Below are 25,200 nucleotides of genomic sequence, written 5' to 3' on the forward strand. Positions count from 1 at the left end.
GGGCATTCGACACCTGATAAAGCTTTGAAGGACAACCCCAGTTAGGAAGCTTTTGTTACCCTTCAGGCAAATAAAAAATGAGCAGTGGGAAGGATAATGGCCCAGAGTGAAGTATTAATCTGAGGAATCTGAAGCGAAGGGCCCGTGTAGATACGGCTATAGGCTCTCATCAGTCATAGTACATAATTAACGTGTTCTTTGCCTTTGGCAATCTGCCCGAAACTCAGTACCTTTGCGCCCCAATCAATTTTTTCATCCCCAAATTTTCACCCCGTCGTAATGGAAGTAAGAAATTACGAGACGGTCTTCATCGTAACTCCCGTGTTGAACGAGAGCCAGGTGCAAGAGACGGTCGAGAAGTTCACCCAGGTGCTTAAGGAAAATAGCGCCGCCATTTTGTCCACCGAAGCCTGGGGCCTGCGCAAGCTGGCGTACCCAATTCAGAAGAAGAACACAGGCTACTACTTCTGCTTGTCGTATACTGGAGAAGGCAACATTGTTGATGTACTTGAGTTGGCGTTCCGCCGCGACGAGCGCGTCATCCGGTTCTTATCTACGGTGCTTGATAAGCACGCCGTGGAATACAACAACCGCCGCCGTAATGGCGAGATGAACCTGCAGAAGGCTGCAAAAGAACCCGAAGCTGTAGCCCAATAATCCATAAAAGATATGGCATCCCCCGCATTCAACCGGAACAACGACCGGTCGGCTATGAACAAGCCGCAGGACACCCGCAAGAAATATTGCCGCTTCAAAAAGAACGGCATTAAGTACGTGGACTACAAAGACCCAAACTTCCTGCTGAAGTTCGTGAACGAGCAGGGCCGCGTGCTACCACGTCGCCTCACCGGCACTAGCCTGAAGTTTCAGCGTAAAGTGACTCAGGCCATTGCAAAGGCCCGTCACTTGGCGCTGATGCCGTACGTAGCTGACGCTCTTAAATAAAATATGAATTAGGAATTAGGAATTGTGAATTGTGGGCTGGCATCCAGTGCTAACTTATAGTTTATAACTCCTAACTCATAATTTCCTTCAGATATGGAAATCATCCTCAAAGACGACGTTAAGGGCCTTGGTTACAAGAACGACATCGTGACCGTGAAATCGGGTTACGGTCGTAACTTCTTGCTGCCGCAGGGTTTGGCCATACTGGCTGACAAAACCAACAAGAAAATCACGGCTGAGAACGTGCGCCAAGCCGCTCATAAAGCCGACAAAATCAAAGGTGATGCGCAGGCTATTGCCAACCAGATTGGTGATGTGGTGCTTGACATCCCAGCCAAAGTAGGCGAGAGCGGTAAGATTTTCGGCCGCGTAACCACTTTACAACTGGCTGAAGCGTTAAAAGCGAAAGGTGTGGACATTGACCGCAAACGTCTTTCGTTCGATCAGGAGCCTTCGACCGCTGGTGAATATACCGCTACCGCTAACCTGCATAAGGAAGTGAAGCATACGATAAAATTCCGAGTAGTAGCCGAATAGCTGCTGCTCAACAATAGTTGGAAAAGCCCTGCCGTTTGGCGGGGCTTTTTTGTTAGGCTTTCAGGTCTGATACTGGTTACGGGCTATTTTTGCTTTAATGTTTAGAACCGAATTACCAATTGCTCCGGCTACTGACCAGCTATCGCGCACGGCGCGAGTCCTTACTATGGGCTCTTGCTTTGCCGATAGTATTGGCTCACGATTAGCAGCGAATAAAGTAGAAACGCTGGTGAATCCCTTTGGCACCGTGTTTCAGCCGCTGGCGCTGGCCCGGCTGTTGCGCGCTGCGGCGGGCGAAGAGGTAGACTGGCAGCAACACCTTGTACAAGCACGCGGCCGCTGGCAGAGCTACGACCTGCATGGCAGTATCGGGGCTGATTCGCCGGTGGAGCTTTTGCAAACGATTCAGGAATTGGTACGGCGCACGGGCGCATTCCTGCGCGATGCGGACGTAGCGCTGCTCACGCTGGGCACCTCCTGGACCTACCGGCTGCGCGAAACGGGTGAGCTCATTAATAACTGCCACAAGCAGCCGGCCGATTTATTCCTGCGGGAATTACTGACGCCGGATGAAATCATCAATAGCTTGGCGGAAACACACGCCTATCTGCGCCGTATTAACCCTAAGCTACGCTTCGTATTGACGGTGAGTCCAGTGCGACATTTGAAGGACACCCTACCTCTAAACGCCGTGAGTAAGTCGGTATTGCGGGTAGCAACGCACATTGTGAGCGATTTGCTGCCGGGTGTGACCTATTTTCCAGCTTACGAGCTAATGGTAGATGATTTGCGCGACTACCGCTTCTACGCGGCCGATATGCTTCATCCGTCGGAGGTAGCGGAGGATTATATCTGGGACAAATTTGCCAGGACGTATTTCGATGTTGACTTTGGCCGTTTCCGCAAGGAATGGGCAGCGGTACGGCAGTCGCTCGGGCATCGTCCGCTGCATGCGGCTGCGCCGGAGCATCGCCAGTTTTTGGAGAAAACACTGGGAAAATTAGAACAGCTGAGTCTGCGGAAGGTGGAAGTAACCGACGAGTTGCGTGAAGTTCGAACAAAACTCGCAGCCTTGCCAGTGCCTCGGCAACCTGAGCCGGAGGTTGAAATTGAGGACGACGAAGAACGGGTTGATATCGGCGATGTTTCAGCAACGGCGGACGTAGGAGTAGCAACACCAACGACAGTTGAACTCTCGGCGCTGGGCCAGGCCAGGCCGCCGCGCTTGTCACCGGAGGAATTCCGGTCTCAGCGAGGGGCCCGTTCTGGAAGGCCCGAGCGTGGCCAACGCGATGGCCGCGGCAAGGGCCAGCAGCCACTTCCTGCTGAGAATGAACAATTTCAGGCCACAGCCGCCTTTGTCGGTGACCAATCGGTAACGTTGGATTTGCCCGATGAGGCATTGCCAACCACAGCAGAGTTGGAAACCACAGATTTGACAATAGAATCGGTCACGGCTGCTACGACTTCGGATGTGGCGGTAGCTGACGAAGGATTAGTAAAGAAGAAGAAACGTCGGTCGCGTGGTGGCGCGAAGCGGACGGCGCGTAAAAACGCGCTTCGGCTAGCAACTGGCGGCATCGCGCCAGAAGCCGGCGCAGCCACAGGACCAGAGGATTTGACGCAAACACCTACTTCAACTGCCTCGGATATCACAGCCGAAATATCCGAAGCACAGCTAATCGACAAAAAATCCTCAGTCATCACCAAATCGAAGCCGGTGAAGCGGGGCGGGCGACGCAATGAGAACCGCATACTGCGAGTGGAGTTGTTTGCGGTCCCTCCGGTTCCAGTTGATGAAGCAGCTGAAGGCAGGTCGGACGCAGAAGTGGAAGCGCCGGCTTTGGACATAGCAGTACCACCAGTTGAGATACCGCCAATTGTTAGGGATAATCCTCCTGCTGAACCAGCGAATGTGAATTCTAGATCGAGGGGAAACAGGAATAGAGGCCGAAAAGAGGTCGTACCAACCTCCATTATTGAGGAAGACAATGTTGATGCTGCGCCTGTTGCACCAGCGCTGGTCCCAACTGTCGTTACTGGTAGCACAGAGGAACTTATTGACAGCAATTCAGTTGCGCACTCATCAGCAACCCGTGAAAGGCAGGCAGATACCCCAGCGTCGGTGGAAGCACCCGCCTTGCCTGAGCCTACAACTCCGGAAGCAGCACCCATAGCTGCCGCACGCCGGCCTAACCGGGCAAAGCGGGCTGTGAGTGGGGGACGCGCAGAAAAGCCAGCCGTTGATGTGCCCGTAGTACCAGTGCCCGACCCGCTACAGATTCGTAGCCACGTGGCGGCGGGCCGTTTAAGTGGCTCTTCAGCTACTCTAATTGAACCAACAACCAAACCAGCTTCGCCGAAGAAGAAAGCGGTAGCACCTAAAGCCAAGCCGGCGAAACCCACGGCCGAAGCGGCTCCCCGAGCAGCGGCAAGTGCTTCCGAAGAACCTACGCCGGCGGCAAAGCGCAAACCGACAACAAAGCCAAAGGCCACGGCAGCAAAACCAGCCACTCCCAAAACGACGGCGCCCAAACCCACCGCAGCCAAACCTAAAGCGCCGAAAAAGCCGACTAAGCCGACCTAATTTTCTCCAAACCCGGCCCTTTTCGCCGGGTTTGGTGTTTCAGTACCTCCCCTACCCTCTCCGCTATGGCCCACGCTTCACAATCGACCAACCGACTCGCCCAGGAAACCAGCCCTTACCTGCAACAACATGCCCATAACCCGGTGGATTGGTACCCGTGGGGCCCCGAAGCCTTGAGCCGAGCCCAGACGGAGCAGAAGCCGATATTGGTCAGCATTGGCTATGCGGCCTGTCACTGGTGCCACGTAATGGAGCGTGAATCATTTGAAAACGAAGCAGTAGCTGCGGTAATGAATGCACATTTCGTGTGCATCAAGGTAGACCGGGAGGAACGGCCTGATGTAGACCAGATTTATATGGATGCCCTGCACGCCATGGGTTTGCAGGGTGGCTGGCCGCTCAATGTGTTCCTGACTTCGGAGGCTAAACCCTTTTACGGTGGCACTTATTTCACGAAAGGCAACTGGGTAAAGCTACTGGAGAATATTGGGCAAGCATATGCGGGCGAACACCGCGGTGAGCTGGAGCAATCTGCTGAACGGTTTATGGAGGTGATTGGCAGCAGTGAGCTGAAAAAGTATAGCGCACATAATCAACATGCGGCGTTACCAACTATTGATGGAATTCCGGAAATGGGCCCGGCTAGGGTTTCTGATGAAGAGTTTAAGCTACTGGTATATAATTTGGGCGTGCAGTTCGACCGGGAACGGGGCGGTACGAACCGCGTCCCGAAGTTTCCGATGCCCAGCATCTGGCGGTTTTTATTGCGCGCCAACGCCATCAGTGGTAGCCAGGCGGTGCTGGCTCAAACGGTGCTCACCCTGCGTGAAATGGCCTGGGGCGGGATTTATGACCAAGCTCACGGCGGTTTTGCTCGTTATTCGGTGGATGCAGAATGGCTGGCTCCGCACTTTGAGAAGATGCTGTATGATAACGGGCAGCTAGTCAGTCTGTACAGCGAAGCTTTTCAACTGACGCAGGATGAACTGTTTCGGGAAGTGGTGTATGACACAGTTGAATTTGTGCGGCTGGAGCTGACGAATGCCGAGGGCGGCTTCTGCTCCTCGCTCGACGCCGATAGTGAAGGTGAGGAAGGCAAGTTTTATGTTTTCACGAAAGACGAGCTACGCGAGATTCTAGGCGATGAGGAACCGTTATTTTCGGCTTACTATAACTGCACAGCCCTGGGCAATTGGGAGCACGGCCGTAACATTCTGCACCGCCGCGAAACAGATCAGGCTTTCGCTGCTGCTCACCAGCTAGCGCCGGGGGTAGTACCGGAACTCGTAGCCGAGTGGAAGCAGAAAATTATGGCGGTGCGTGCCACCCGCGTCCGTCCCGGCCTCGACAATAAAGTCCTGACTGGTTGGAATGCCCTGATGCTCCAAGGCCTAACTGACGCGTATCGCGCTTTCGCTGAACCCGAGTTTTTGGTGGTGGCCGAACGCAACGCTCGCTTTATCCAAGCCAACTTGCGTGACGGCGCACGCCTCTATCGCACCTGCAAAAACGGCCGCGCCAGCATCAATGGCTTCCTAGAGGACTACGCACTGGTAATTCAGGCGTTTATCAGTCTATATGAGGTCAGCTTTACGGAGACTTGGCTGCACGAAGCTGAAGCGCTGATGGAGTACGTGCTAGCCAATTTCTTCGACCCGACTGAGACATTGTTCTTTTACACCGATAGCAGCGCTGAACCGCTCATTGCCCGCAAAAAGGAGCTTTTCGATAACGTAATACCCGCTTCGAACTCTGTGATGGCGCACAACCTGCGCCGCCTGGGTCGCCATCTCGAAAACGCCCGCTACGTCGAGTTGGCCGCTGATATGCTGGCCCAGGTGCGACATTTGGTGGTGAAAGAGCCGCAACACCTCACCAACTGGGCCTCGTTGTACGCGGCGCTGCTTCGGCCGGGCGCGGAGGTAGCCATCATCGGGCCGGGGGTGGAGACGTTCCGCGAAAAACTTAACCGGCCGTTTTTGTTTGATACAGTCATCGCTGGCACGAAGAAACGTTCGAAACTACCCTTACTCAAACTGCTGCTGCCCGCTACCAATGGCCAAACAGCGGTGCACATATGCCGCAATCAGACCTGCTTAGCGCCGGTGTATGACGTAGCCGAGGCACAAGCGGCCCTAGGCTCGGTTTAGCACAGAAGCATAATTGCCAGCTAGCAAGTGGGGCGAATTTGTAACTCGCTGCCATGAAGGGGCAATCTGGCTAGCCATTGCACGCTTCGCGTCAAAGTGTGGCCAGGGGTTCGGTTGGCACGGGCGTCCTGTTATCTTTACTATTCGCCCTACCCTATCCTTGTTTTGAGTCTCGCTCTTGATTTTATTTCCCCTGTAGCCCTCCCTACGGCCGACCGGGTTACGCTGTTTGCCGACGTTATTTTGCCGTTGCCATTGCCCCGGCTCTATACTTATCGGGTGCCGTATGAGCTGAACGACAACGTGGTGATTGGCGGGCGGGTCATTGTGCAGTTTGGGGCCAAAAAGACACTCAGCTGCATTGTGGCGGCGGTGCATGAGACGCCTCCGGCAAATTACCAGGCCAAGTACATTCTCGAATTTATCGATGATGCGCCCGTGGTGACGCAGCCGCAGCTCAAGCTGTTTCGCTGGATGGCTGATTACTACATGTGTACCATTGGCGAGGTGATAAATGCGGCGTTGCCTTCGGCGCTAAAGCTCAGCTCGGAGTCGCGGATTCAGCTGCACCCTGGCTTTTCGCGAGAAGAAAACGAGTACCCGCTCACCACACAGGAAGAGTTAATTGTGGATGCCTTGGGCACCACCGAAGAGGGAAAGGCATTGACTTTTACCGAGGTAGGCGACTTACTCGGTATTACCTCATTTCATAAGGTGATAAAGTCGTTGATGCATAAGGATATTATCTTCCTCTTTGAGCACACGGCTGATAAGTACTCGCCTAAGGTGGTGAAGAAAGTACGGCTGGCTCACCATTTTATTTCCGAGGCAGCCATTGAGCAGCTGTTTGGGACCCTTGCTAGCAAGTCGAAGCAGCTTGATGTGCTGATGAAATACCTGCAGCGCGTGCCGGTATACCAAAACGAGCATTCCAACCAGAATGGCGTTGAAAAAGCGGCGCTCACAAGCAGCCCGCACCTCTCGGCCTCGGCGGTGAATACACTCATCAAAAACGGTGTGCTGGAGCAGTTCGACGTGATTGTGTCGCGCTTTCCGCTAGAAGACGAGCCCGCGGCCCAGCTGCATTTCAGCCTGACGGAAGCCCAAACCACGGCGCGCGATGAAATCATGGCGCATTTTGCTGAGAAGGACATCACGCTGCTCCACGGCGTGACCGGGGCCGGCAAAACTGAGATTTATATTGACCTCATCCGCAAGGCGCTGGAAAGCGGCGGGCAGGTGCTGTACCTGCTGCCCGAAATTGCCCTGACGGCCCAGATTGTGGGTCGCCTATTGCGTGTATTTGGCTCGCGGCTGGGGGTGTACCACTCCAAATTCTCGGACAACGAGCGGGTGGAAGTGTGGAATGGTGTGCTCTCGGGCCGCTTTCAGGTGGTAGTGGGGGTGCGCTCGGCGGTGTTTTTGCCGTTTGACAACCTCTCACTGATTATCGTGGATGAAGAGCATGAGTCCAGCTACAAGCAGTACGAGCCCACCCCGCGCTACAACGCCCGCGAAGTGGCGCTGATGATGGCAAACTTTCAGGGAGCCAAAACGCTGCTGGGTTCGGCCACGCCAGCCGTGGAAACGTATTACCAGGCCAAGCAGGGCCGCTATGGACTGGTGTCGCTCACTAAGCGCTTTGGGGAGGCGGGAATGCCAGATATTGAGCTAGTGGATACGCGCAAGGCACGGGAGAAAAAGACCATGCACAATCACTTTACGGCTGATTTGCTGGGTGAAATCGAGCGCAAGCTGGGCGCGCAGGAGCAGGTTATCCTCTTTCAGAACCGGCGCGGCTATGCACCCGTGGTAGCCTGCCAAGACTGCGGCTGGATCCCTAAATGCACCAACTGCGCCGTGAGCCTGAGCTACCACAAGCACAGCCACGAGCTGCGCTGCCACTACTGCGGCTACCACGACCCCATGGTAACCAAGTGCCCCGCCTGCGGCTCCCGCGCAGTGAAAACCCAAGGCTTCGGCACCGAGAAAATCGAGGATGATCTAAAAATCATGCTGCCCCAGGCCAGCATCCAGCGGATGGACCTGGACACGACCCGGGCTAAAAACAGCTACCAGCAAATCATCGCCGACTTCGAGAAACAGACTACCAACGTGCTGGTAGGCACCCAGATGGTGACTAAAGGCCTGGACTTTGCCAACGTTAGCCTGGTGGGCATCATCAACGCCGACAGCATCATTCACTACCCCGATTTTCGGGCCCATGAGCGGGCTTACCAGATGTTTGTGCAGGTGAGCGGCCGGGCCGGGCGTAAGGGCAAGAAAGGTAAGGTCATTATTCAAACTGCCGACCCGACGCAGGTGATTTTTGATAAGGTTATCCGCAATGATTACGTGGAGTTTTACAACTATGAAATCATGCAGCGGCAGGAACACGGTTACCCGCCATTCATGCGCGTCATCAAAATGACGGTGAAACACGTGGAGCAAGGCCTCGGCGAGCAGGCTGCCATTTTACTGACTCAGGAATTAGTGGACCGCTTGGGCCGGGCGGCCGTGCTAGGGCCGGAAGCACCCTACATTTTCCGTATCCGTAACTTTTATTTGCAGGAAATCACCATCAAGCTCGACCGCGCCCACACCGCCCTGAAATGGGCCAAAGAACAGATTTGTGCCGCTATGGATGTGGTACGTGACCAGAAGGAGTTCAAGCAAGCCCGGCTGGTCGCCGATGTGGACCCGATGTAGCCAACCTTCATTTTGAATAATAAAAAAGACCCGCTCATCAACTGAGCGGGTCTTCTGTTTGGAATTTATGCTAGGACTACGCCTGATCGAGCAGCCACAGGATAATGAAAACCAAGCCAATAATGGCAATGATAGTGCCTATCAATCCATTGAGTATGCCGACCAGCAAGCCAACCAGCAGCAGAATAATACCTGTGCGGAGGTTGCCGTCGATACCGCCTCTGGCAGTCGAGGCAGTATTGTCGTGCTGACGGGCCGTAGCGGATTTTTGCATGAGCTTGTCCACCTTGCGAGTCACTTTATTCAGAGCCAGGCGCTGGAGAGCGTTCAGCTTGCGGGGAGGCGTGGCGGTAGTGGAAACACTGGCAGCAGCGCTGCTGGCCGCAGTGGCTACAGCTTTTTTCTCTGAGGCACTTGGCTCAGCTACGGGAAGCGTAGCGGACTCTGCCGTAGGCGCCGGAGCACTTTCGGGCGCAGCAGCTACTACGGATTCGGGAGCAGTAGATTCGGTAAAGGAGGCGGGAGCGACGGACGTGGCAGCGGGTACTGGTGTCGCTACGCGGCTCACACCGTGGTACGACCCGCTTTTGGGCAGCATGGCGTATTCGGCGCGATTGCAGCTACCCAACGTCAGAGCACACGCGGCTATAGCTATAAGCCTAGTAAAGGGAGGAAACATATTTTTCATGGACAAGCTTGATGTAAGAAGAAATCAATAAACGGTCATTCTACGGCCAAAATTATAAACAGGTGAGGTGTTCAATACTTTTTTATTAGCTAAACTGCGCTCTTAGCTGCTGCTGCTCGCTCCTGATGGCTATAGTTTGCAGGCTAGGCGAGATAGTATCAAGCTGAACGCGCCATTTCAAATTGCTGTTGACTTCAGTCAAATGTGCTTACTTGCGACTCATTATGAGGTACTATTTTTCAACTTGGCAACGCGCTTTAAGCGTAGTGGGAATGGGTGGCGGAGCCGGGTTATTGGCGTTGAGTTGCACCCAGCTTCCCGCCGAAACCCGGCCTTCGGCTGGTAGTGACCGGCGCATGCAGGCCATCACCCTCGCCACCGACACCAGCGGCTACCAGAAGGCCCCGCCGCACGACCCCAATGGCATTGGCACCTATTATCTGGGCCGACAGATTGCCCACGTTATGGGCCACGAGGGAGCCAGCTGGCTGGAACGCAACGGCCGCCGACAGGAAGAGGGCACCGATATTCTGTTGAAAGAGTTGAAGCTGAAGCCTATGGATGTCGTGGCAGACATTGGGGCGGGCACGGGCTTCTTTTCATTCCAGTTAGCCAAAAAAGTACCCAAGGGCCAGGTGTTGGCTGTCGACATTCAGCCCGAGATGATTAAGGCGCTACAGGCCAATAAGCGCAAGCTCAACGCGCCCAATGTACGCCCCGTGCTGGGCACCACCACCAATCCCGCCCTACCTGCCGATAGCGTGGACCTGGTACTCATCGTAGATGCGTACCACGAATTCGACCATCCACGGGAGATGGGCCGAGCCATCCGGCGAGCCCTGCGCCCTGGCACCGGCCGTCTGGCGCTGGTCGAGTACCGGGCCGAAGACCCCAATGTTCCCATCAAGCGCATCCACAAAATGAGCGTGGAGCAAGCCCGCAAGGAAATGAGCGCCGTGGGACTAGAACTCGTGGAAACGGTGGAAAAGCTGCCGCAGCAGCACTTGCTGCTGTTTCGACGTAAGTAGGCACTTCTCTCTCCTGTTCGGGAATGATTACAGTGAGTATAGCCCAAAGAAACTGGACGAAAATTGTACTCGCTACGCTACTTAGCCGACCTTTGCGGGCATGAATCCTGACCCACGCCACCTTTCTATTCTCGACTTCACGTATCCCCTGCCACCCGAGCGCATTGCGCCGGAACCCCTAGCCGACCGCGCCGCCAGCCGGCTACTGGTGAGCAGACAGGGCCAGCTTTCCGATAAAAGCTTCCGCGACCTGCCGAATGAACTGCCATCTGGGGCACTGTTGATTTTCAACGATACCCGCGTGGTGCGGGCGCGGCTGCTGGCTCGGCGGCCCACTGGGGGGCAAGTTGAGCTGTTTTGCCTGGAGCCCGTAGTGCCGCACCGCAGCCTGGAATTAGCCTTGCAGCAGACTGGCTATTGCACGTGGCGCTGCCTAGTTGGCAATGGCCGCCGCTGGAAAGAAGGCCCTGTAAGCCTGAATTTCGCAACGGGCGATGGCCAAACTGCCACCCTTTGGGCCGAGCGCCAAGCGCAGGAAACTGGTACGGCTCTGATTAATTTTCGCTGGGAGCCGGCCACATTGCCCTTTGCCGAAGTATTGCGCGCCGCGGGCCATCTGCCGCTGCCCCCCTACCTGGGCCGCCCCGACACTGCCACCGATGCCGTACGCTATCAAACGGTATATGCCGCTACCGAAGGCGCCGTGGCGGCCCCCACTGCTGGGCTGCACTTCACGCCTGAATTGCTGACTGAGCTTCAGCAACAAGGCTTTTCGAGTGGCCATATTACCCTGCATGTGGGCGCAGGCACCTTCCAGCCGGTGAAGGCCGACCGCATGGCCGACCACCCCATGCACACCGAGCCAATTCTCGTCACGGCCTCTCTGCTGCGGCAGTTGCTGACCCATCGGCCCCAGCCGGTACTAGCGGTGGGCACCACAAGTCTGCGCACGCTCGAAACGCTGTACTGGTTAGGCGTAGGTTTGCTACAGACGCCCTCATCGAGGGACGAGACGACTGAGACTAGCCCCGCTGAATTGCTCGTGACGCAGTGGCAACCATATGAAATGGCCTCTGCTGCCGATAAAATCAGCCCGGAAGTAGCTTTGACGGCCCTGCTCCGATACCTTGAAACTAGCGGCACCGAGACGTTGCAAGCCAGCACCCAGCTACTCATCGCACCGGGCTATCGATTCCGTTTGATTGATGGTCTTATCACCAATTTTCATCAGCCCGAAAGCACGCTGCTGCTTTTGGTGGCTGCGCTGCTGGGCCCCGAGTGGCGGGCAGTGTACGACCACGCGCTAGCCCACAGCTACCGCTTTTTAAGCTACGGCGACAGTTCACTTCTGCTGCCGACAGCTACCTAACACCAAGAGGAAAGCGAGCTGGCTCAACCGAGATTTGCGGCACGCTGCTTGTAAAGAACCTTTGCATACGGGCTCCGTACAAAGCCTAGATGTTCTTATCCTCAATCCTGACCATGAAAAAAGTAACCCTGTTGCTCGCCCTTTGCGCTTTTGCTACCACTAGCTTCGCGCAGACCACCCCCACCACAGAAGTGAAGAAACGCGACAACGGCACCACGAAAGTTGTGACTAAAACTGGTAAGACCAACGTCGGTCAAGCCCTCGACAACACCGCCGATGCCGCTGGCAACGTAGCTAAAAAGGCTGGTACCGCCGTTAAGAAAGGTGCCAAGAAAACTAGTGCCGCCGTAAAACAGGGAAGCCAGAAAATAAGCGGCAAGGCCAAAGACGGCACCGAGAAAATGGAAGCTAAAACAGAATAGTTTCCAAAGTTTTTCCTTTCCGCATTCCCTAAAAACCCCGGCCGTGGCCGGGGTTTTTTATTGAATTTATGCCGAGATTGAGTGCTTATTACCTGGCGGGCTTCTCCCGTAGTTGGTACAGCACGCTTTCGGCCACGCCGTGGCCAAACAGGCTGATACCAGCATTGAAGACGACCAAAGCCGCCGTCCCGGCAGCTACCCACTGCTTCGCAGGCACTCGCTTCTCCATCAGCCCCCCAGCCCACTGCACCATGCAGGCGCCAGCGCCAATTGTTACGAGGCCCAACGGGGCAAATAGCAGCCATTTTTTTTTGTGTGTCATTGCTCGAAAAGTAAGGTAGCGGTGTAATAAAAGGCCGGCGCTTGCGATGCATGCCAGAGCATGGCATCCTAGCGTGCCTTTCGCCCTTCGCTTACGCACCAAATCTGGCCTTGTTTCGGGTCTGGCCACCCGTTTTTTATGTCGCCCTACGAACAACTGCTACACTTAGCCTTCACCGCTCCCAATGACGTGAAGTACTACCTCACTCCCACCGCCCGCCACGCCTACGACCAATTGCGGGCCGCCACGCCTGCCGAGCGACCTTTTCGCTTCGAGCAGGTGCGCCTGGGCTTGGCCATGAGCCTGCTCAAGCTGGTTTCGGAGCTGGGTGACCATGCCGAAAGCCGCCAAGTGCTCGACGTGCTGCACCGCGCCCTAAGCGAAGCCCGCTCGCCCGAAGACATCGACCGCATTGTGGGCCGCGAAGCTCGCCTGTTCGACCGGCTCTATGAAAACCTTTACGTGAATGAGGAAGGCGAAGAGCTTCTCAACCTCTTCGGCCGCACCCTCGACGCTGATGCGCCTCAATTGCTCGAAGAAGTAGCGCAGGAAGCCGTCGACCTAGCTCGCACGCTAGATTTCAGTGCTGATGAGGATGAAGAGTAATGTGTGCCTTTGACTATACCGACACCCTCATTCTTTTTACAATAAGCCCTTGAGCAGGTGCTTAGGTATTCTTCCTTTCTACCTCTCCATTTTTCAATTTCCTGCTCATGACTCTCACCATTTTTGGTTTCGTTCTACTGGTCGTGGGCCTGAACGCGTCGCGGCTCTCCGAACGTCTGGAACGACTGCGCGGCGGCCTCATCTTTCTGGGTGCCGCGTTTTTACTGCTTGGTTTGGCCCTGAGCACGGTAGTTCAGATTGGCGTAGGGCAGGTTGGGGTTCAAACGCTGTTTGGACAAGTCCAGAGTCGGATATTGCGGCCGGGCCTGAGCGTGGTGAACCCGCTGGTAGATGTCATCCGCTTCGATACCCGGACCCAGAATTATACCATGTCGGCGGTGCATAGCGAAGGCCAACAAAGTGGCGACGATGCCATTCGCGTCCTCTCAGCCGATGGCCTGGAAGTTGTCATCGACCTCACCGTACTTTACCACGTGGTACCGGACCAAGCTCCCAAAATCCTGTCTAACATCGGTGAGGATTATCAAGATAAGATTGTGCGCGCCATTTCGCGCACCCGCATTCGCGACAATGCGGTGTATTACGACGCCGTGGCCCTGTACTCGACCCGGCGCGAGGAATTTCAGGCACGCATCCTAGCCGCCATCGAAAAAGATTTCCGCGCCAGCGGACTGCAGCTCGACCAGCTCCTCATCCGCAACATCCAATTGCCCCAGTCGGTGAAAGCCAGCATCGAAAGCAAGATTTCAGCGGAGCAGGATGCTCAGAAAATGCAGTTCGTGCTGCAAAAGGAAAAGCAGGAAGCCGAACGTAAGCGCGTCGAAGCCCAAGGCATTGCCGACTACCAACGCATCGTAAACACCGAACTAAGCGACAAGCTGCTGCAATACGAAACCATCAAAGCCAACCAAGCCATTGCGACCTCACCCAATGCCAAGGTCATCATCATGGGTGGCGGGCGCGGAAATGTGCCGCAACTACTATTGGGCGATAAGTAGGTAGTTTAATTGAAAATGCTGACAGCTAGAAAAAGCCTTATAGCAATAGCTACGAGGCTTTTTCTAGTTTCAAACGGTGTGGCGGCTGCCGCTACGAATGCCTTAGCTAATAGGAGGCATTCTGCACCAGCGTGGGATTCACGTTAATTTCGCGTTGTGGAATGGGCAATATCAGGCGAGGGTTGCTGGCCAGCACTTCCAGTACCTCCGGGTCATCAGCCGTTTGGGGCTGATAGGGTACAATTACAGTTGAGAGGTTATTACGGCGAATATCGTGGATGTAGAAGCCCTCAAAAGCAAACTCCAGTTGGCGCTCGTTCAACACGTCATCAAGTGTGAGAGAAGTAAAAGGAGTGGCCCCGGAACGCTGGCGAATAGTGTTCACGTCATTCAGGGGACTGCCAGTGGTCAGGCCCGCCCGCACATCGGCCTCAGCGCGGATGAGGTACATTTCGGCTAAACGGATGACGGGAATATTCTGCCCGTAGGTGAGCCATTTGCCACTGCGCAAACGACGGGAAGAACGGGCGTAGTTGCCGAGGTAAATCAGCTTCTTGCTGGTCGTGGCTGTAAGCGAGTCGGTACCCCGCACGTCGCTTTCTTCGTAGCGGCTGGCGAAACTTCCTTCCACCTGTACGTCGGCGCGACCGGTGCCGCTGACGCCGCCATCGGTGCTGTAGCCGGCAAAGAATGTGGCCAAGCCGTCATTGGCCGTGCCAGCATTATTCTGGTCATTCTGCTGAATTTCAAACAGCGACTCCGTCGAATTTTTATTGGTGAACACCGAAGCCAGTGTCGCAGCTAAGGCTTTCCCGCTTCTGCGGATAACGTTGTCGGCGGCGATGCGAGCGGCAGCGTAATCACGCTTCTGCAGCTGGACGCGAGCAAGCAGGGCCTCAGCCGAGTATTTGGTGGCGCGAGTAGCACTGGCATCGGGCAGCAGGGTCATTGCCGTAGTCAGGTCGGTAATGACTTGGGCATATACCTGCTCTACGGTAGCTCGCGGCACTTGAACGCCAGCCTGGTCTACATTTTTGATGGCCGTCAGGGCTAAGGGCACTCCGGGGTCGGTGCTGGCCGTGCCAGCTTCGTACTGCTTGGCATAGAGGCGCACCAACTCAAAATACATGGCTGCTCGCAAGAAGCGTGCTTCGCCTTGATACTGGCTTTTGAGGGCCGGAGTGGCTACCACATCTAGTGCGTCAAGCACCAAATTGCTTTGGTTGATTGCCTCATAGGCCCTCAACCAGGTGCGGTCTGCTTCGGCATTGGTACTAATCAGCGTCCGCCGGAATACCTCCTGGTAGCTCCTGAAGGTACCTTGCCAATTGACATAGTCATCGCCACCAATGAGCTCGGGTAACATAATCAGGTTGGTGCCGTATAGGGCCGGATTATCCAGTTTAGCGTAGATGCCCACCACGGCTGAGCCCACCTTGGCTTCGGTATTGAGAGCCGTACTGGCATCAACAGACTGCTGGGGTTGAATATCGAGGGGGTCCTGGCAGGACTGAAGCAGGCCACCGCTCAGACCTAGAACAAGCAGCAAGGCTGCGCGGAAATGTAGAGTTTTCATAAACAAAATCGAATACTAATGATTTAAATACCCAGGTTCACGCCAAAAGTGAAGGTTTTGGACAGCGGCGGGGTGTAGAAATCGTGGCCCAGCAAGTAGTTAGCACTGCCGGCCGAGGTAGACGAAGTGCTATTAAATGACGTGGTGTTCACTTCCGGGTCATAGCCAGTGTAGTTGGTCAGCGTGAAGAGGTTCTGGGCCGTGATGTAGAAACGAACCGACTGCAGGTGGTAACGGCCCACGAGGTCAGTAGGCAGATTGTAGCCCAGCGTTACGTTTTTGAAGCGGAAGAACGAGCCGCTCTCAATCCAACGTGAGGAAGGATTGGTGCCGTTGCTGCCGTAGAGGCGCGCCTCGGGCACATCGGTGATATCACCACGGTTGCGCCAGCGGTTGAGCTGATCCACGGTCTGATTATCAAAATAGTCGGCGGCTACCGATTGGAACACGCCGGCGATGTTGTAAAGGTCGTTGCCGTACACGAACTGGCCGAGCACGTTCAAGTCGAAGCCCTTGTAGCTGAAGCTGGTGGTCGCCCCGCCGGTGAATTTCGGGTTGGGGTCGCCGAGTTTCTGGTCAACGGCGGCAGTATAATCGTTGGTCGTGCCACCTTCGGCGGTATAATAAAGCGCGTCGCCGTTGGCAGGGTCTACGCCGGCATATTTCTTACCCCAGAATACGCCAATCGGTTCGCCTTCGCGCACGCGGCCCAAGTTTCGGCCACCGCTAATGATTTCCTGCGGCAGCCTCGTAATCAGGTTGCGGTTGAAGGTGATGTTGCCGCCCAGGTTCCACTTAAAATCGCCGTCAAGAATGCGGCCGTTCAGGGACAACTCCAGGCCACGGTTGCGCAGGTTACCCACGTTTTCGCTGATAACACTGTAGCCGCTGGTGTAGCGCAGCTGCCGGTCGAGCAGCAGGCCAGTGGTTTTCTTCTCGTATATGTCGACTTCACCCGACAACCGGTTATTGAATAGGCCAAACTCAAGGCCTAAGTCAGCCTGCTTCGACGTTTCCCAAGTCAGGTTGGGGTTCCCTACACGGGCTACGCCCACTCTGCCGGTGCCAGGAGCCGTACCCGACTGGTCACCATAGGGCAGTGAAGAAACGAGTTGGCGAGCATCGAAATTGCCAATTTCGGCGTTGCCGGTGCTGCCGTAAGAGGCCCGCAGCTTAAGTAAGTTGACAATCGAATTATCTTTCAGAAAGCTCTCCTGCGAAATCAACCAACCCACCGAGCCAGCCGCAAAAGTGCCGTAGGGCTTGTCATCACCGAAGCGCGAGGAACCATCACGACGCACACTGGCCGAGAATAGGTAGCGGTCGAGCAGCGCGTAGTTGACGCGGCTAAAAAATGAAATGAAAGAGAATCCCGTACCGTTTGAGGCAGTGCCGCCGGTTTTAACGGCAGCACTGGCGAGGCGGGTAAACTCTGGCGTGGGGAAACCGCGGCCTTCGGCAATGGTTTGCTTCGTGTCGGAACGCTGATACGACTGCCCCAACAGTGCCTCCAGGCGATGCTCCTCACCAAGGTTAAAAGTATAGGTAGCTGTATTGTTGGTAGTGTAATTGATGACTTGCGACTGGCCGTTGTAGCCGAAGCCAGTCTGTCCTCCGTCGAGCGTGCCGGCCCCGCGGTACAGGTCTTCGTTGAGGTTCAGGAAGTCGGCTCCAACCTCTGAGCGTAACACCAAGTTTTTGATAGGCTCGTAGCTCACGTTAAAGTTGCTGAACGAGCGATAAGTACCTGCCCGGTTGAAACCCAGGTCGAGGTCGAGCAGGTTATTGTAATAGATGGTTTGGTTATTGAGCCGGCCAGTAACGGGGTCACGCACGGGCTGTTGCGGCGGCAGGGCATTCAGCTGCACTGGGTTTGAGAACGAGTTGTCGTCGGGAGTGCGGTCGTTCACCGAGCGCGACAACGACAGGTTCAAGCCCGCGCGGACTTTATCATTCAGGCTATGGTCCAGGTTGAGGCGAAGGCTACCACGACGGTAGCGGTTGCCGATGATAATGCCTTTCTGGTTAGAGAACTGTCCGCTCAGATAGAAGCGGGTTTTGGCATCGCCGCCACTCACGTTCAGGTCGTACTGCGACACACCACCGCGGCGGAAGGCCTCATCGCCCCAGTTGACGTCATAAGGCGCATTCAAATCGATGCCACTTTCGGACAACACTGCTGCTTCCGGTGTCGCATAATCAGGGTCGCTAGTATCAATAAGCCCACCATTCACAGCGGCCTCGCTGAACAGTTCCTTATACTGAGCCGCATTCAGAAACTTACGCTTGCGGGTGGCAGTGCTGGTGCCCACAAAATAGCCTACATTAACCCGGGTTTGACCCTGACGGCCTTTTTTGGTCGTCACGATGACCACACCATTCGAAGCCCGCGAGCCATAGATAGCCGAGGCCGAAGCATCTTTCAGAATGGAAATACTTTCGATGTCGTTAGGGTTGAGGTCGGCCAACGGGTTGATGGGCTCGTCATTCGCCGTCCCCACATCCTGTGAGGTCACGGGGATACCGTCAATCACGTACAGCGGCTGGCTGGAGGCGGTTATTGAGGCCGACCCCCGTACCCGGATTTGCAGCCCGGCGCCGAGCTTGCCCGATGACTGGGTAATCTGCACGCCTGGTGTGCGCCCCTGAACAGCTTGCTCGAAGCTCACTACGGGCTGATTCTGCACGTCTTTGCTCGAAAGCTGAGTCACTGCCCCTGTCAATTCCTGTTTCACCTGCGTGCCATAGCCCACTACCACAGCTTCATTGAGCTGAGTAGTAGCGGCGGCTAGGGTTACGTTCACCGTGGTCTGGTCGCCCACGGCAACGGTTTGGGCCGTGTAGCCCACCGAGCTAATCACGAGGCTGGCGCCCGGCTGCACATTTAGCGTGAAGGTGCCGTCGGCCCCGCTGCTGGTGCCGTTGGTAGTACCACGCTCTAGTACGGTAGCGCCGGGTAGCGGGCCCGAATCGGAGCCTTGTATCCGCCCGGTCACGGTCTTGGTCTGTGCCCATGCCGATACTGAGCATAGACACGCAGCAAAGAGCAGCATAATTCTGAAGAGTGTAACGAGTCTGTACTTCATAAGGAAAGCAGTAAGGGGTAAGAGGAAAATTTTAAAATATGAATAATCAAAAAAAACACAATATTAACCTCAAAACAATGGGCTATTTACAGTTTTTTCTTATGATGCCAGAGCTAATATAATTGCACAGCTTAACAATTGACGTTTTTTGTTAAGATTCTATCGCCCAGACATACCTTACCTACCTTTACCGCGTCAACCTTTGCTGCGTCAACCTTTGCTGCGTCAAGAGTTGGCGCAACTGATTTCTTCTTTGCTTTTCAATGCCAACCATTCACTATCTCACTACGGCCGACGCTATTGCTACTGCCGCCGCGCACTTTGCCACGCTGCCGCGCATCGGCATCGACCTGGAGTTTGACGATATGCGCCACCGGTACGGCCGCCATTTAGCTCTGATTCAGATTTTTGACGGCAAGGAAGTTTACCTTATCGACCCGCTGCCACTGCCAGACATGAGCGCCGAGCTGGAGTCGCTGTTTGCCGTGCTGCGCGACCCCACCGTGGCCAAAGTGTTCCATTCCTGCAAATCAGACATCTTGTTGCTCGATGAGGTTTTTGGGGTGAATTGCCGCAACATTGTCGATACTAGCGTGCAGTTTACGCTTCTGGCCGCCGAGGATAATAATATTTCACTGGGCCGCCTCATTCAGGCCGAATTAGGGTTTGAGGTTGACAAAGGCGAGCAAAAGTCTAACTGGCTGAAGCGCCCGCTCACTGAAGCCCAGAAGGAATATGCCGCCAATGATGTGCTCTACCTCTTTGAACTCACCGACCGCCTCAGTGCTCGCCTCACCGAGCTAGGCCGTGGCGACTGGGCTAAGCAGGAAAACCTAGCTCTCGAAGCTGTCCGATACGGCCGCGACGACCCACGGCCATGGTCGCGCAACGCCGCCAAGTACAAGATTACTCCCCAGGAAATGCCTATTTTCCGGGAGTTGTACCTGCTGCGTGATGCCGTGGCCCGGCAACTCGACCGCCCGCCCTACCACGTGCTCAGCAATGACCGGCTAGCGGAGCTTACTCGCCAGCCCATCGAAAACGTCAACCAGTTGCGCGGGGCCAATGGCCTGCACCCTGAGCTGAAGCGCTCACCCTACGCCGAGCAACTACTGGCCATTGGCACCACTGATTTGGCCCCGGAAGCTCCGCTCTCATCTGACCAGCGCAAATTTCCATTTCGTAGGCGCCTCAGTGGTGCCGCCGCCACCAGGGCCGAGGCGCGCGAAACTCTGCTCAATGTCCTCAAGACGCATCTCGTAGCCGACTACGGGGGCACCATGGCCAATATGGTGCTCAGCAACCGTCTCATTGCCGACATTATCGAGCAAGGCGCCAACGCCGCGCTGCGCCCCTGGCAGCAGCAGCTGCTCCGCGACACGGCCGAGCGGCATGGCGAGTCATATGAGTCGATTGCGGAGCCGTTTAGCTGATTGCCGGAACTCTGGATTCGCACGGATTTTGCAAGATTTGCAGGTATTCAATCTAAAAAAGGCGTCCTTTTACGTGACCTTCTTGGTTTCAGACCATGAGGCTGAAGGCGAGCTGTACCATGCATAAATTCAGGCAATCTGAATGCCTCGCGTGGCAGCATGTTTGTGGTGGGGATGAGGTTTAACGGCTCATTCAAGTTGTGATTGGCTATTTTTACTACCCAATCCATTCTTTTTTGACTATTCTTCCGCCGCGCCGCTCTTTGCTGATTGTTGTCATCCTGGTGACTTTACTGCTAGGTATTAGCGGCTACGCGGTGTGGCGGGTATTTTACCGTCCCAACGTGCGGGTATTTCCCGAAGGGCCAGCCTACTTGTATATCCGCACCGGCACTGGGTTTGCAGCGGTACTGGATTCGCTGAAGAGACAACAGCTACTCGTGGAGCCCGGTACCTTCGCGTGGGTGGCCGAGCAGCAGCAGTACCCAGCCCACGTGCGGGCTGGCCGCTACCGACTCGACCCTGGTTTGAGCAATCTAGAGCTGGTGAACATGCTGGCGGTGGGCCAGCAGGATACCGTGGAATTCGAGCTGAAACCTGTTCATTATCTCGACCGCTTGGCGCGCCAGGTGAGCCGGCAACTGGAGACGGATTCGTTTAAACTGGAATTGTTACTGGGCGACAATACGCAACTGCGCAACCGCTACGAGCTGGATACCTGCACCATCCGCACGCTCTTTATCCCGGGTAGCTACCATTTGCTGTGGAATACCAGCGCCGGTATGCTCCTCGATTCCGTAGCCGCGCGCCACCGCCGCTTCTGGACGGCCGAGCGGCGCAAACGGGCCGATTCACTCAAGCTCTCGCCCACGCAAGTGAGTGTACTGGCCAGCATCGTGCAGCGCGAAACAGCTCAGCCCACCGACAAGCCGCTCATCGCAGCCGTGTACCTTAACCGCCTCCGCAACGGCCAGCCTCTACAGGCCGACCCCACCCTGCTTTGGCCGCTGCATGGCCTGGGCAACCGGAAGCGCGTGCTGAATGTCGATAAAAAAGTGAATTCGCCCTATAATACCTACCGTCACAAGGGCCTGCCCCCCGGCCCCATCACCACGCCGTTGCCCAGTTCGCTCGACGCTGTGCTACGCCCAGCGCACAACAAGAATCTGTTTTTCTGTGCCCGGCCTGATGGCAGCGGCTTCTCAGATTTTGCCGAAACCTACGCCCAGCACAAGCGCAATGCCCGCCGCTACCAGCACCGGCTGGATAGCCTCGGCGTGAAGCGTTAGCCACACCGGCAACAACCGGACTTTTGATATCAGTTGCTGCAGATGATTATTGCAGCCGATACAATCGCAGCGATAGTGTATCTGCCGCCGCAGCCTGGCGGGCCGCCAGGGTTTCGTCAAAGCCCAATCCGGTGAACTCAGAGTGCTCCAGAAATAGTAATGGGCAGCTCAGTTGGGGGGCAGCCCAGGCCGCCACTGGCCTTCCAGCCGCCAGAGAATCGAAATGCTGAATGCCAGCGGCTCGCCAATAGCCATCGAGCAGCACGTATTGGTAGCCTTGCCGACGAAGACCAGTAAGCTGGTGCTCATCGGTAATAATAGTCAACTGTTGTGTCCTATCCAGATAAGGTGCCAGACCCAGCCCTACGGTACTGGCCACTTTTGTGGCGCCGTGCAATCGCAGCCAAGCCGCCACTTGCGGATAACGGCTGGGCAACGGCGCATACAGCTCCCGCTGAATTCGGAATACATTTAAGCCAACGGCCGCCACTACTATTCCGGCTAGTACGCGGCCGGGTAATAGCTGCCGGCCACTCAGTATGGCCAGGGCTGCGAGAGGGAAATAGGCGAAAAGCAGCCCACGAGGTGCTTTTATCAGCAAAGACATTCCTGCCAGTAAGCAGGCAGTCCACACCAGCAAATAAGGCGTCAGAAGCCAATGTTGCTCCCGAAAGTGCCAGCCGTTGCGCCAAGTACGCCATACCAGCCACGCAGCCATTAGCAGTCCGAGTAGGAGCAACGGCGACTCATAGCCGAGCAAATAGCGAACGTAATAGAAGAAGTCGAGGTGTAGGGTGGCTTGCCGGCCGGCTGCGTTGGCCGCGGCGGGCACAACCGTGCGGATGTAGAAGCCCAGCCAACGATACCACGGCAGGCCCACCGCAGCGCCCACTGCCCCAAGCAAGAGGTAAGGTGTGGCCAGCACCAGAAGCACGCGCCACCAGATGCCGCGTAGCCGCCACAAGCTATCTGCCTGAACTAACTCTAATGCAAGCAAAATGGGCAGCGTGAATAAGAACTTATAGTTGAAGCACAGTCCGGCGGCTAACCAACTCGCTACGCGCACGGCAGCCGCTCGACTCGGCCGCTGAAGTCGTGCGAAATGACTCCGCAGTAGCCCCGTGTACAGCACGAGGCTGGCGGAGCTCATGGTGAAGTCGCGGCCCGAAAATGTGAGTAACAGCGACGTGCCCGCCAGCAGTGTAAGCCCGGCCGTTTCCCAACTATTGAGCCGCGCTTGCTGCGAAACCCAGGCCGCAAAAACGCCCAGGCCAACCACTCCAAGCACCGCATTGATGTATTGGAATGCTGTAAACGCTCGCGCCAGGAAGGCCACTGGCACGTAGAGAAATAAAAATCCCGGACTGCCGTGGTGAAACAAATGCGCGAAATTACCTACGGCTAACTCTTGTACTATCTGCCAGTTGCGCACCGAATCATAATCGGGTGGGCCCGCTTCGGGCAGTCGCCACAACCGCAGCAGGGCCACAGCCAGCAACGCAACCAGCAGCCAGAACGGCCGGCTCGGGGTTTGGTGGGCGTTATTTGTACCAGCAGTTTGGGGCATGGATTAATTCGGCACTGGCCGGGGCGAAGGTCGGCAAAGCGTGCTTAACATTCCACTCTCTGTTTTTCACTTTTCACATCCTTGTAATGCGCCTCGTTATTCAGCGCGTCCGCGAAGCCCAGGTTACCGTCGATGGGCAGATTACCGGGCAAATTGGGCCCGGACTATTGGTTTTGGCAGGTTTTGCCCCCACCGATACCACAATGTCCCTCACCTGGATGAGCCGCAAGCTCGTGCAGCTACGCGTCTTCGGCGATGATAACGGGCAGATGAACCGCAGCGTGCTCGATACCGCCGGGCAAATTCTGGTAGTAAGTCAATTCACGCTGCTAGCCGACGCGCGCAAAGGAAACCGTCCCAGCTACGTTGGTGCTGCGCCACCGTCCGTTGCGCAGCCTCTATATGAGCAATTCGTTTCATTGGTCGCAGCCGAGCTTGGTCGGCCCGTGCCAACCGGCATTTTCGGGGCTGATATGCAGGTTAGTCTACTGAATGACGGTCCCGTAACCATCGTACTGGACTCTCCAGCGTGAACCTGGCATTTCCTCAATTCTGATTTCACTCCTCAAGCTATATGACCATCGAAGAAGCCCAGAAAACCGTCGATACCTGGATAACCACCACTGGCGTCCGCTACTTTAATGAGCTGACCAACATGGCTATTCTAACCGAAGAAGTAGGTGAAGTAGCCCGACTCATCTCCCGGCAATATGGTGAGCAGTCCTTTAAGGAATCGGACCGTGGCCGCGAGCTGGGCGACGAACTAGCCGATGTGCTGTTCGTTGTTATCTGTCTCGCCAACCAAACTGGCGTCAATTTAACGGATGCACTAACCCGAAACTTGGCAAAAAAGACACAGCGCGACAGCCAGCGGCACCAAGATAATGAGAAACTGAGAAAGCCGAACGCAGAGTAAACAACTACTCCCCTCCTTACCAAACAGGGATAGGGATGTTGGTGCAAAGCGCCAGCGGGGCAGCGGGGGTGGCTGCGTGGTTGAACGAATTCAGAACGAATGGCCGCGGAATCTTTCTGAACTCGTTCAACGAGTTAATTACCTCAATTTCAGCGCTGCCGAAATATCCCCTCATCATCTGAAGAGGGAACGTTTACTTACTAGCCACCCCGAACTAGCCGGTCTTCCTGCCAAACCGGTAAAACATCCGCATAAGCGTCAATTTGCAGGCAGAATTCAAAATCCTGGCTTGCTTCTAGGGAATTGAGGCGGCGGACGTGAGCCGATTGCAGTAAATATGCCGACAAATCTGCCCTGCCTTGCTGCCATAGATGCAACGCTGCCAGGGTAGCATCGGAACTACGCACGTCGAAGTGGGGCGCTAGCCGTTCGGCTAGCGCCCCACCGAAAACAGTGTCTTCGAGGCAAAAGCGGCCTTTCCAACCGGCGCACACTACCAGCACGTCGCGGCCCTGTTGGCGGGCGAAATCGGCTATGGCGGCTAAGTTGAGGAAAGCTCCTACCACCACGGCTTCTGCCGCCAAGGAGCGGCGCAGCGCAGTGGTCCCGTTGGTGGTGCTGATGGTGAGGGCCCGGCCGCTTACTGGTCGGCTCGCGTCCAAAAACCCGAATGGCGAGTTGCCTAGGTCGAACCCAGCGGCGGGGATGCCATCGCGCTCCGCCGCCGTCAGGCAGCCATGCTGCTGGCCATAGACTGCACATTCTTCCAACGAAGCCACAGGGAAAACGTGCGTCACGCCCTCTCCCAGCGCCGTAACGATGGTGCTGGATGCTCGGAGAATATCAACAATAACTGCCACCTGACCGCGCAAATCATATAGCGGTAGCAACTCGGGAGAAAAGCAAATATCTAGCTTAGACATAAACAAAGCGGGGCGCAGCCTTCGCTGC

At 55.7% G+C, this 25,200-nt stretch carries 21 protein-coding genes; 15 read left to right on the top strand and 6 right to left on the bottom strand.

Annotated features, from left to right (window positions below):
- Window positions 1-279: 279 nt before the first annotated feature.
- The 6 genes from rpsF to priA all read left to right on the top strand — a co-directional run bounded on the left by rpsF (window position 280) and on the right by priA (window position 8,928).
- A complete protein-coding gene (rpsF, locus tag WX88_RS14985) occupies window positions 280-657 on the top strand; it encodes a 30S ribosomal protein S6 (RefSeq protein WP_046245198.1) in 378 nt (125 codons plus the stop codon).
- Window positions 658-711: 54 nt separating this feature from the next.
- Window positions 712-945, top strand: coding sequence for a 30S ribosomal protein S18 (rpsR, locus tag WX88_RS14990; RefSeq protein ID WP_035561439.1), 234 nt, complete (start codon window positions 712-714; stop codon window positions 943-945).
- A 93-nt stretch (window positions 946-1,038) separates the two neighbouring features.
- A complete protein-coding gene (rplI, locus tag WX88_RS14995; protein ID WP_046245199.1) occupies window positions 1,039-1,482 on the top strand; it encodes a 50S ribosomal protein L9 in 444 nt (147 codons plus the stop codon).
- Between the two features lie 97 nt (window positions 1,483-1,579).
- On the top strand, window positions 1,580-4,069 hold the full coding sequence (locus tag WX88_RS28820) for a GSCFA domain-containing protein (protein WP_072053023.1): 2,490 nt from the start codon (window positions 1,580-1,582) through the stop codon (window positions 4,067-4,069).
- 65 nt (window positions 4,070-4,134) lie between these two features.
- The gene (locus tag WX88_RS15005; RefSeq protein WP_046245200.1) at window positions 4,135-6,219 is read left to right on the top strand and encodes a thioredoxin domain-containing protein; all 2,085 of its coding nucleotides are present in this window, start codon (window positions 4,135-4,137) and stop codon (window positions 6,217-6,219) included.
- Window positions 6,220-6,384: 165 nt separating this feature from the next.
- The gene (priA, locus tag WX88_RS15010; RefSeq protein WP_046245201.1) at window positions 6,385-8,928 is read left to right on the top strand and encodes a replication restart helicase PriA; all 2,544 of its coding nucleotides are present in this window, start codon (window positions 6,385-6,387) and stop codon (window positions 8,926-8,928) included.
- Between the two features lie 76 nt (window positions 8,929-9,004).
- Here the strand turns inward: priA and WX88_RS27735 are convergent, their stop codons facing one another.
- Entirely contained in the window at window positions 9,005-9,526 is a 522-nt protein-coding gene (locus WX88_RS27735) for a hypothetical protein (protein ID WP_156176152.1), read from the bottom strand.
- 314 nt (window positions 9,527-9,840) lie between these two features.
- On the opposite strand from WX88_RS27735, the gene WX88_RS15020 reads away from it, so the two are divergent.
- The 3 genes from WX88_RS15020 to WX88_RS15030 all read left to right on the top strand — a co-directional run bounded on the left by WX88_RS15020 (window position 9,841) and on the right by WX88_RS15030 (window position 12,435).
- Window positions 9,841-10,644 (top strand): class I SAM-dependent methyltransferase, encoded by an 804-nt coding sequence (locus WX88_RS15020; RefSeq protein ID WP_316932332.1) that lies wholly within the window; start codon window positions 9,841-9,843, stop codon window positions 10,642-10,644.
- A 100-nt stretch (window positions 10,645-10,744) separates the two neighbouring features.
- On the top strand, window positions 10,745-12,013 hold the full coding sequence (locus tag WX88_RS15025) for an S-adenosylmethionine:tRNA ribosyltransferase-isomerase (RefSeq protein WP_046245203.1): 1,269 nt from the start codon (window positions 10,745-10,747) through the stop codon (window positions 12,011-12,013).
- A gap of 113 nt (window positions 12,014-12,126) precedes the next feature.
- Window positions 12,127-12,435 (top strand): hypothetical protein, encoded by a 309-nt coding sequence (locus WX88_RS15030; protein ID WP_156176153.1) that lies wholly within the window; start codon window positions 12,127-12,129, stop codon window positions 12,433-12,435.
- A gap of 88 nt (window positions 12,436-12,523) precedes the next feature.
- On the opposite strand, the gene WX88_RS15035 is transcribed toward WX88_RS15030, so the two are convergent.
- On the bottom strand, window positions 12,524-12,757 hold the full coding sequence (locus tag WX88_RS15035; RefSeq protein ID WP_046245205.1) for a hypothetical protein: 234 nt from the start codon (window positions 12,755-12,757) through the stop codon (window positions 12,524-12,526).
- A gap of 138 nt (window positions 12,758-12,895) precedes the next feature.
- Between WX88_RS15035 and WX88_RS15040 the strand changes: the two genes are divergently transcribed.
- Window positions 12,896-13,363: a hypothetical protein gene (locus WX88_RS15040; RefSeq protein ID WP_052732712.1), complete on the top strand. Its 468-nt coding sequence runs from the start codon at window positions 12,896-12,898 to the stop codon at window positions 13,361-13,363.
- A gap of 107 nt (window positions 13,364-13,470) precedes the next feature.
- On the top strand, window positions 13,471-14,382 hold the full coding sequence (locus tag WX88_RS15045) for a prohibitin family protein (protein WP_046245206.1): 912 nt from the start codon (window positions 13,471-13,473) through the stop codon (window positions 14,380-14,382).
- A 106-nt stretch (window positions 14,383-14,488) separates the two neighbouring features.
- On the opposite strand, the gene WX88_RS15050 is transcribed toward WX88_RS15045, so the two are convergent.
- Together WX88_RS15050 and WX88_RS15055 are read right to left on the bottom strand one after the other, a co-directional pair.
- On the bottom strand, window positions 14,489-15,958 hold the full coding sequence (locus tag WX88_RS15050) for a RagB/SusD family nutrient uptake outer membrane protein (protein ID WP_046245207.1): 1,470 nt from the start codon (window positions 15,956-15,958) through the stop codon (window positions 14,489-14,491).
- Between the two features lie 23 nt (window positions 15,959-15,981).
- The gene (locus WX88_RS15055) at window positions 15,982-19,044 is read right to left on the bottom strand and encodes a SusC/RagA family TonB-linked outer membrane protein (RefSeq protein ID WP_231590719.1); all 3,063 of its coding nucleotides are present in this window, start codon (window positions 19,042-19,044) and stop codon (window positions 15,982-15,984) included.
- A 263-nt stretch (window positions 19,045-19,307) separates the two neighbouring features.
- Between WX88_RS15055 and WX88_RS15060 the strand changes: the two genes are divergently transcribed.
- Together WX88_RS15060 and mltG are read left to right on the top strand one after the other, a co-directional pair.
- Window positions 19,308-20,477: a ribonuclease D gene (locus tag WX88_RS15060; protein ID WP_046245209.1), complete on the top strand. Its 1,170-nt coding sequence runs from the start codon at window positions 19,308-19,310 to the stop codon at window positions 20,475-20,477.
- A gap of 236 nt (window positions 20,478-20,713) precedes the next feature.
- Complete coding sequence (gene mltG / locus WX88_RS15065; protein ID WP_197076803.1) at window positions 20,714-21,766, top strand: endolytic transglycosylase MltG; 1,053 nt, start codon at window positions 20,714-20,716, stop codon at window positions 21,764-21,766.
- Between the two features lie 46 nt (window positions 21,767-21,812).
- On the opposite strand, the gene WX88_RS15070 is transcribed toward mltG, so the two are convergent.
- Window positions 21,813-23,333, bottom strand: a complete 1,521-nt coding sequence (locus WX88_RS15070; RefSeq protein WP_046245210.1) for a hypothetical protein — start codon at window positions 23,331-23,333, stop codon at window positions 21,813-21,815.
- Between the two features lie 86 nt (window positions 23,334-23,419).
- Between WX88_RS15070 and dtd the strand changes: the two genes are divergently transcribed.
- On the top strand, window positions 23,420-23,866 hold the full coding sequence (gene dtd, locus WX88_RS15075) for a D-aminoacyl-tRNA deacylase (RefSeq protein WP_046245211.1): 447 nt from the start codon (window positions 23,420-23,422) through the stop codon (window positions 23,864-23,866).
- 41 nt (window positions 23,867-23,907) lie between these two features.
- Window positions 23,908-24,249, top strand: a complete 342-nt coding sequence (locus WX88_RS15080; protein WP_046245212.1) for a nucleotide pyrophosphohydrolase — start codon at window positions 23,908-23,910, stop codon at window positions 24,247-24,249.
- 200 nt (window positions 24,250-24,449) lie between these two features.
- Here the strand turns inward: WX88_RS15080 and WX88_RS15085 are convergent, their stop codons facing one another.
- Entirely contained in the window at window positions 24,450-25,172 is a 723-nt protein-coding gene (locus WX88_RS15085) for a 2-phosphosulfolactate phosphatase (protein WP_046245213.1), read from the bottom strand.
- Window positions 25,173-25,200 lie beyond the last annotated feature (28 nt).

The organism is Hymenobacter terrenus (assembly GCF_000972495.1).
GTDB lineage: Bacteria > Bacteroidota > Bacteroidia > Cytophagales > Hymenobacteraceae > Hymenobacter > Hymenobacter terrenus.

Excerpts from the sequence above, each read along its gene's own strand:
- rpsF (WP_046245198.1), top strand. The coding sequence starts at position 280 with ATGGAAGTAAGAAATTACGAGACGGTCTTCATCGTAACTCCCGTGTTG.
- rpsR (WP_035561439.1), top strand. The coding sequence starts at position 712 with ATGAACAAGCCGCAGGACACCCGCAAGAAATATTGCCGCTTCAAAAAG.
- rplI (WP_046245199.1), top strand. The coding sequence starts at position 1,039 with ATGGAAATCATCCTCAAAGACGACGTTAAGGGCCTTGGTTACAAGAAC.
- WX88_RS28820 (WP_072053023.1), top strand. The coding sequence starts at position 1,580 with ATGTTTAGAACCGAATTACCAATTGCTCCGGCTACTGACCAGCTATCG.
- WX88_RS15005 (WP_046245200.1), top strand. The coding sequence starts at position 4,135 with ATGGCCCACGCTTCACAATCGACCAACCGACTCGCCCAGGAAACCAGC.
- WX88_RS27735 (WP_156176152.1), bottom strand. The coding sequence starts at position 9,526 with ATGCTGCCCAAAAGCGGGTCGTACCACGGTGTGAGCCGCGTAGCGACA.
- WX88_RS15020 (WP_316932332.1), top strand. The coding sequence starts at position 9,841 with ATGAGGTACTATTTTTCAACTTGGCAACGCGCTTTAAGCGTAGTGGGA.
- WX88_RS15025 (WP_046245203.1), top strand. The coding sequence starts at position 10,745 with ATGAATCCTGACCCACGCCACCTTTCTATTCTCGACTTCACGTATCCC.
- WX88_RS15030 (WP_156176153.1), top strand. The coding sequence starts at position 12,127 with ATGAAAAAAGTAACCCTGTTGCTCGCCCTTTGCGCTTTTGCTACCACT.
- WX88_RS15035 (WP_046245205.1), bottom strand. The coding sequence starts at position 12,757 with ATGACACACAAAAAAAAATGGCTGCTATTTGCCCCGTTGGGCCTCGTA.
- WX88_RS15040 (WP_052732712.1), top strand. The coding sequence starts at position 12,896 with ATGTCGCCCTACGAACAACTGCTACACTTAGCCTTCACCGCTCCCAAT.
- WX88_RS15045 (WP_046245206.1), top strand. The coding sequence starts at position 13,471 with ATGACTCTCACCATTTTTGGTTTCGTTCTACTGGTCGTGGGCCTGAAC.
- WX88_RS15050 (WP_046245207.1), bottom strand. The coding sequence starts at position 15,958 with ATGAAAACTCTACATTTCCGCGCAGCCTTGCTGCTTGTTCTAGGTCTG.
- WX88_RS15055 (WP_231590719.1), bottom strand. The coding sequence starts at position 19,044 with ATGAAGTACAGACTCGTTACACTCTTCAGAATTATGCTGCTCTTTGCT.
- WX88_RS15060 (WP_046245209.1), top strand. The coding sequence starts at position 19,308 with ATGCCAACCATTCACTATCTCACTACGGCCGACGCTATTGCTACTGCC.
- WX88_RS15070 (WP_046245210.1), bottom strand. The coding sequence starts at position 23,333 with ATGCCCCAAACTGCTGGTACAAATAACGCCCACCAAACCCCGAGCCGG.
- dtd (WP_046245211.1), top strand. The coding sequence starts at position 23,420 with ATGCGCCTCGTTATTCAGCGCGTCCGCGAAGCCCAGGTTACCGTCGAT.
- WX88_RS15080 (WP_046245212.1), top strand. The coding sequence starts at position 23,908 with ATGACCATCGAAGAAGCCCAGAAAACCGTCGATACCTGGATAACCACC.
- WX88_RS15085 (WP_046245213.1), bottom strand. The coding sequence starts at position 25,172 with ATGTCTAAGCTAGATATTTGCTTTTCTCCCGAGTTGCTACCGCTATAT.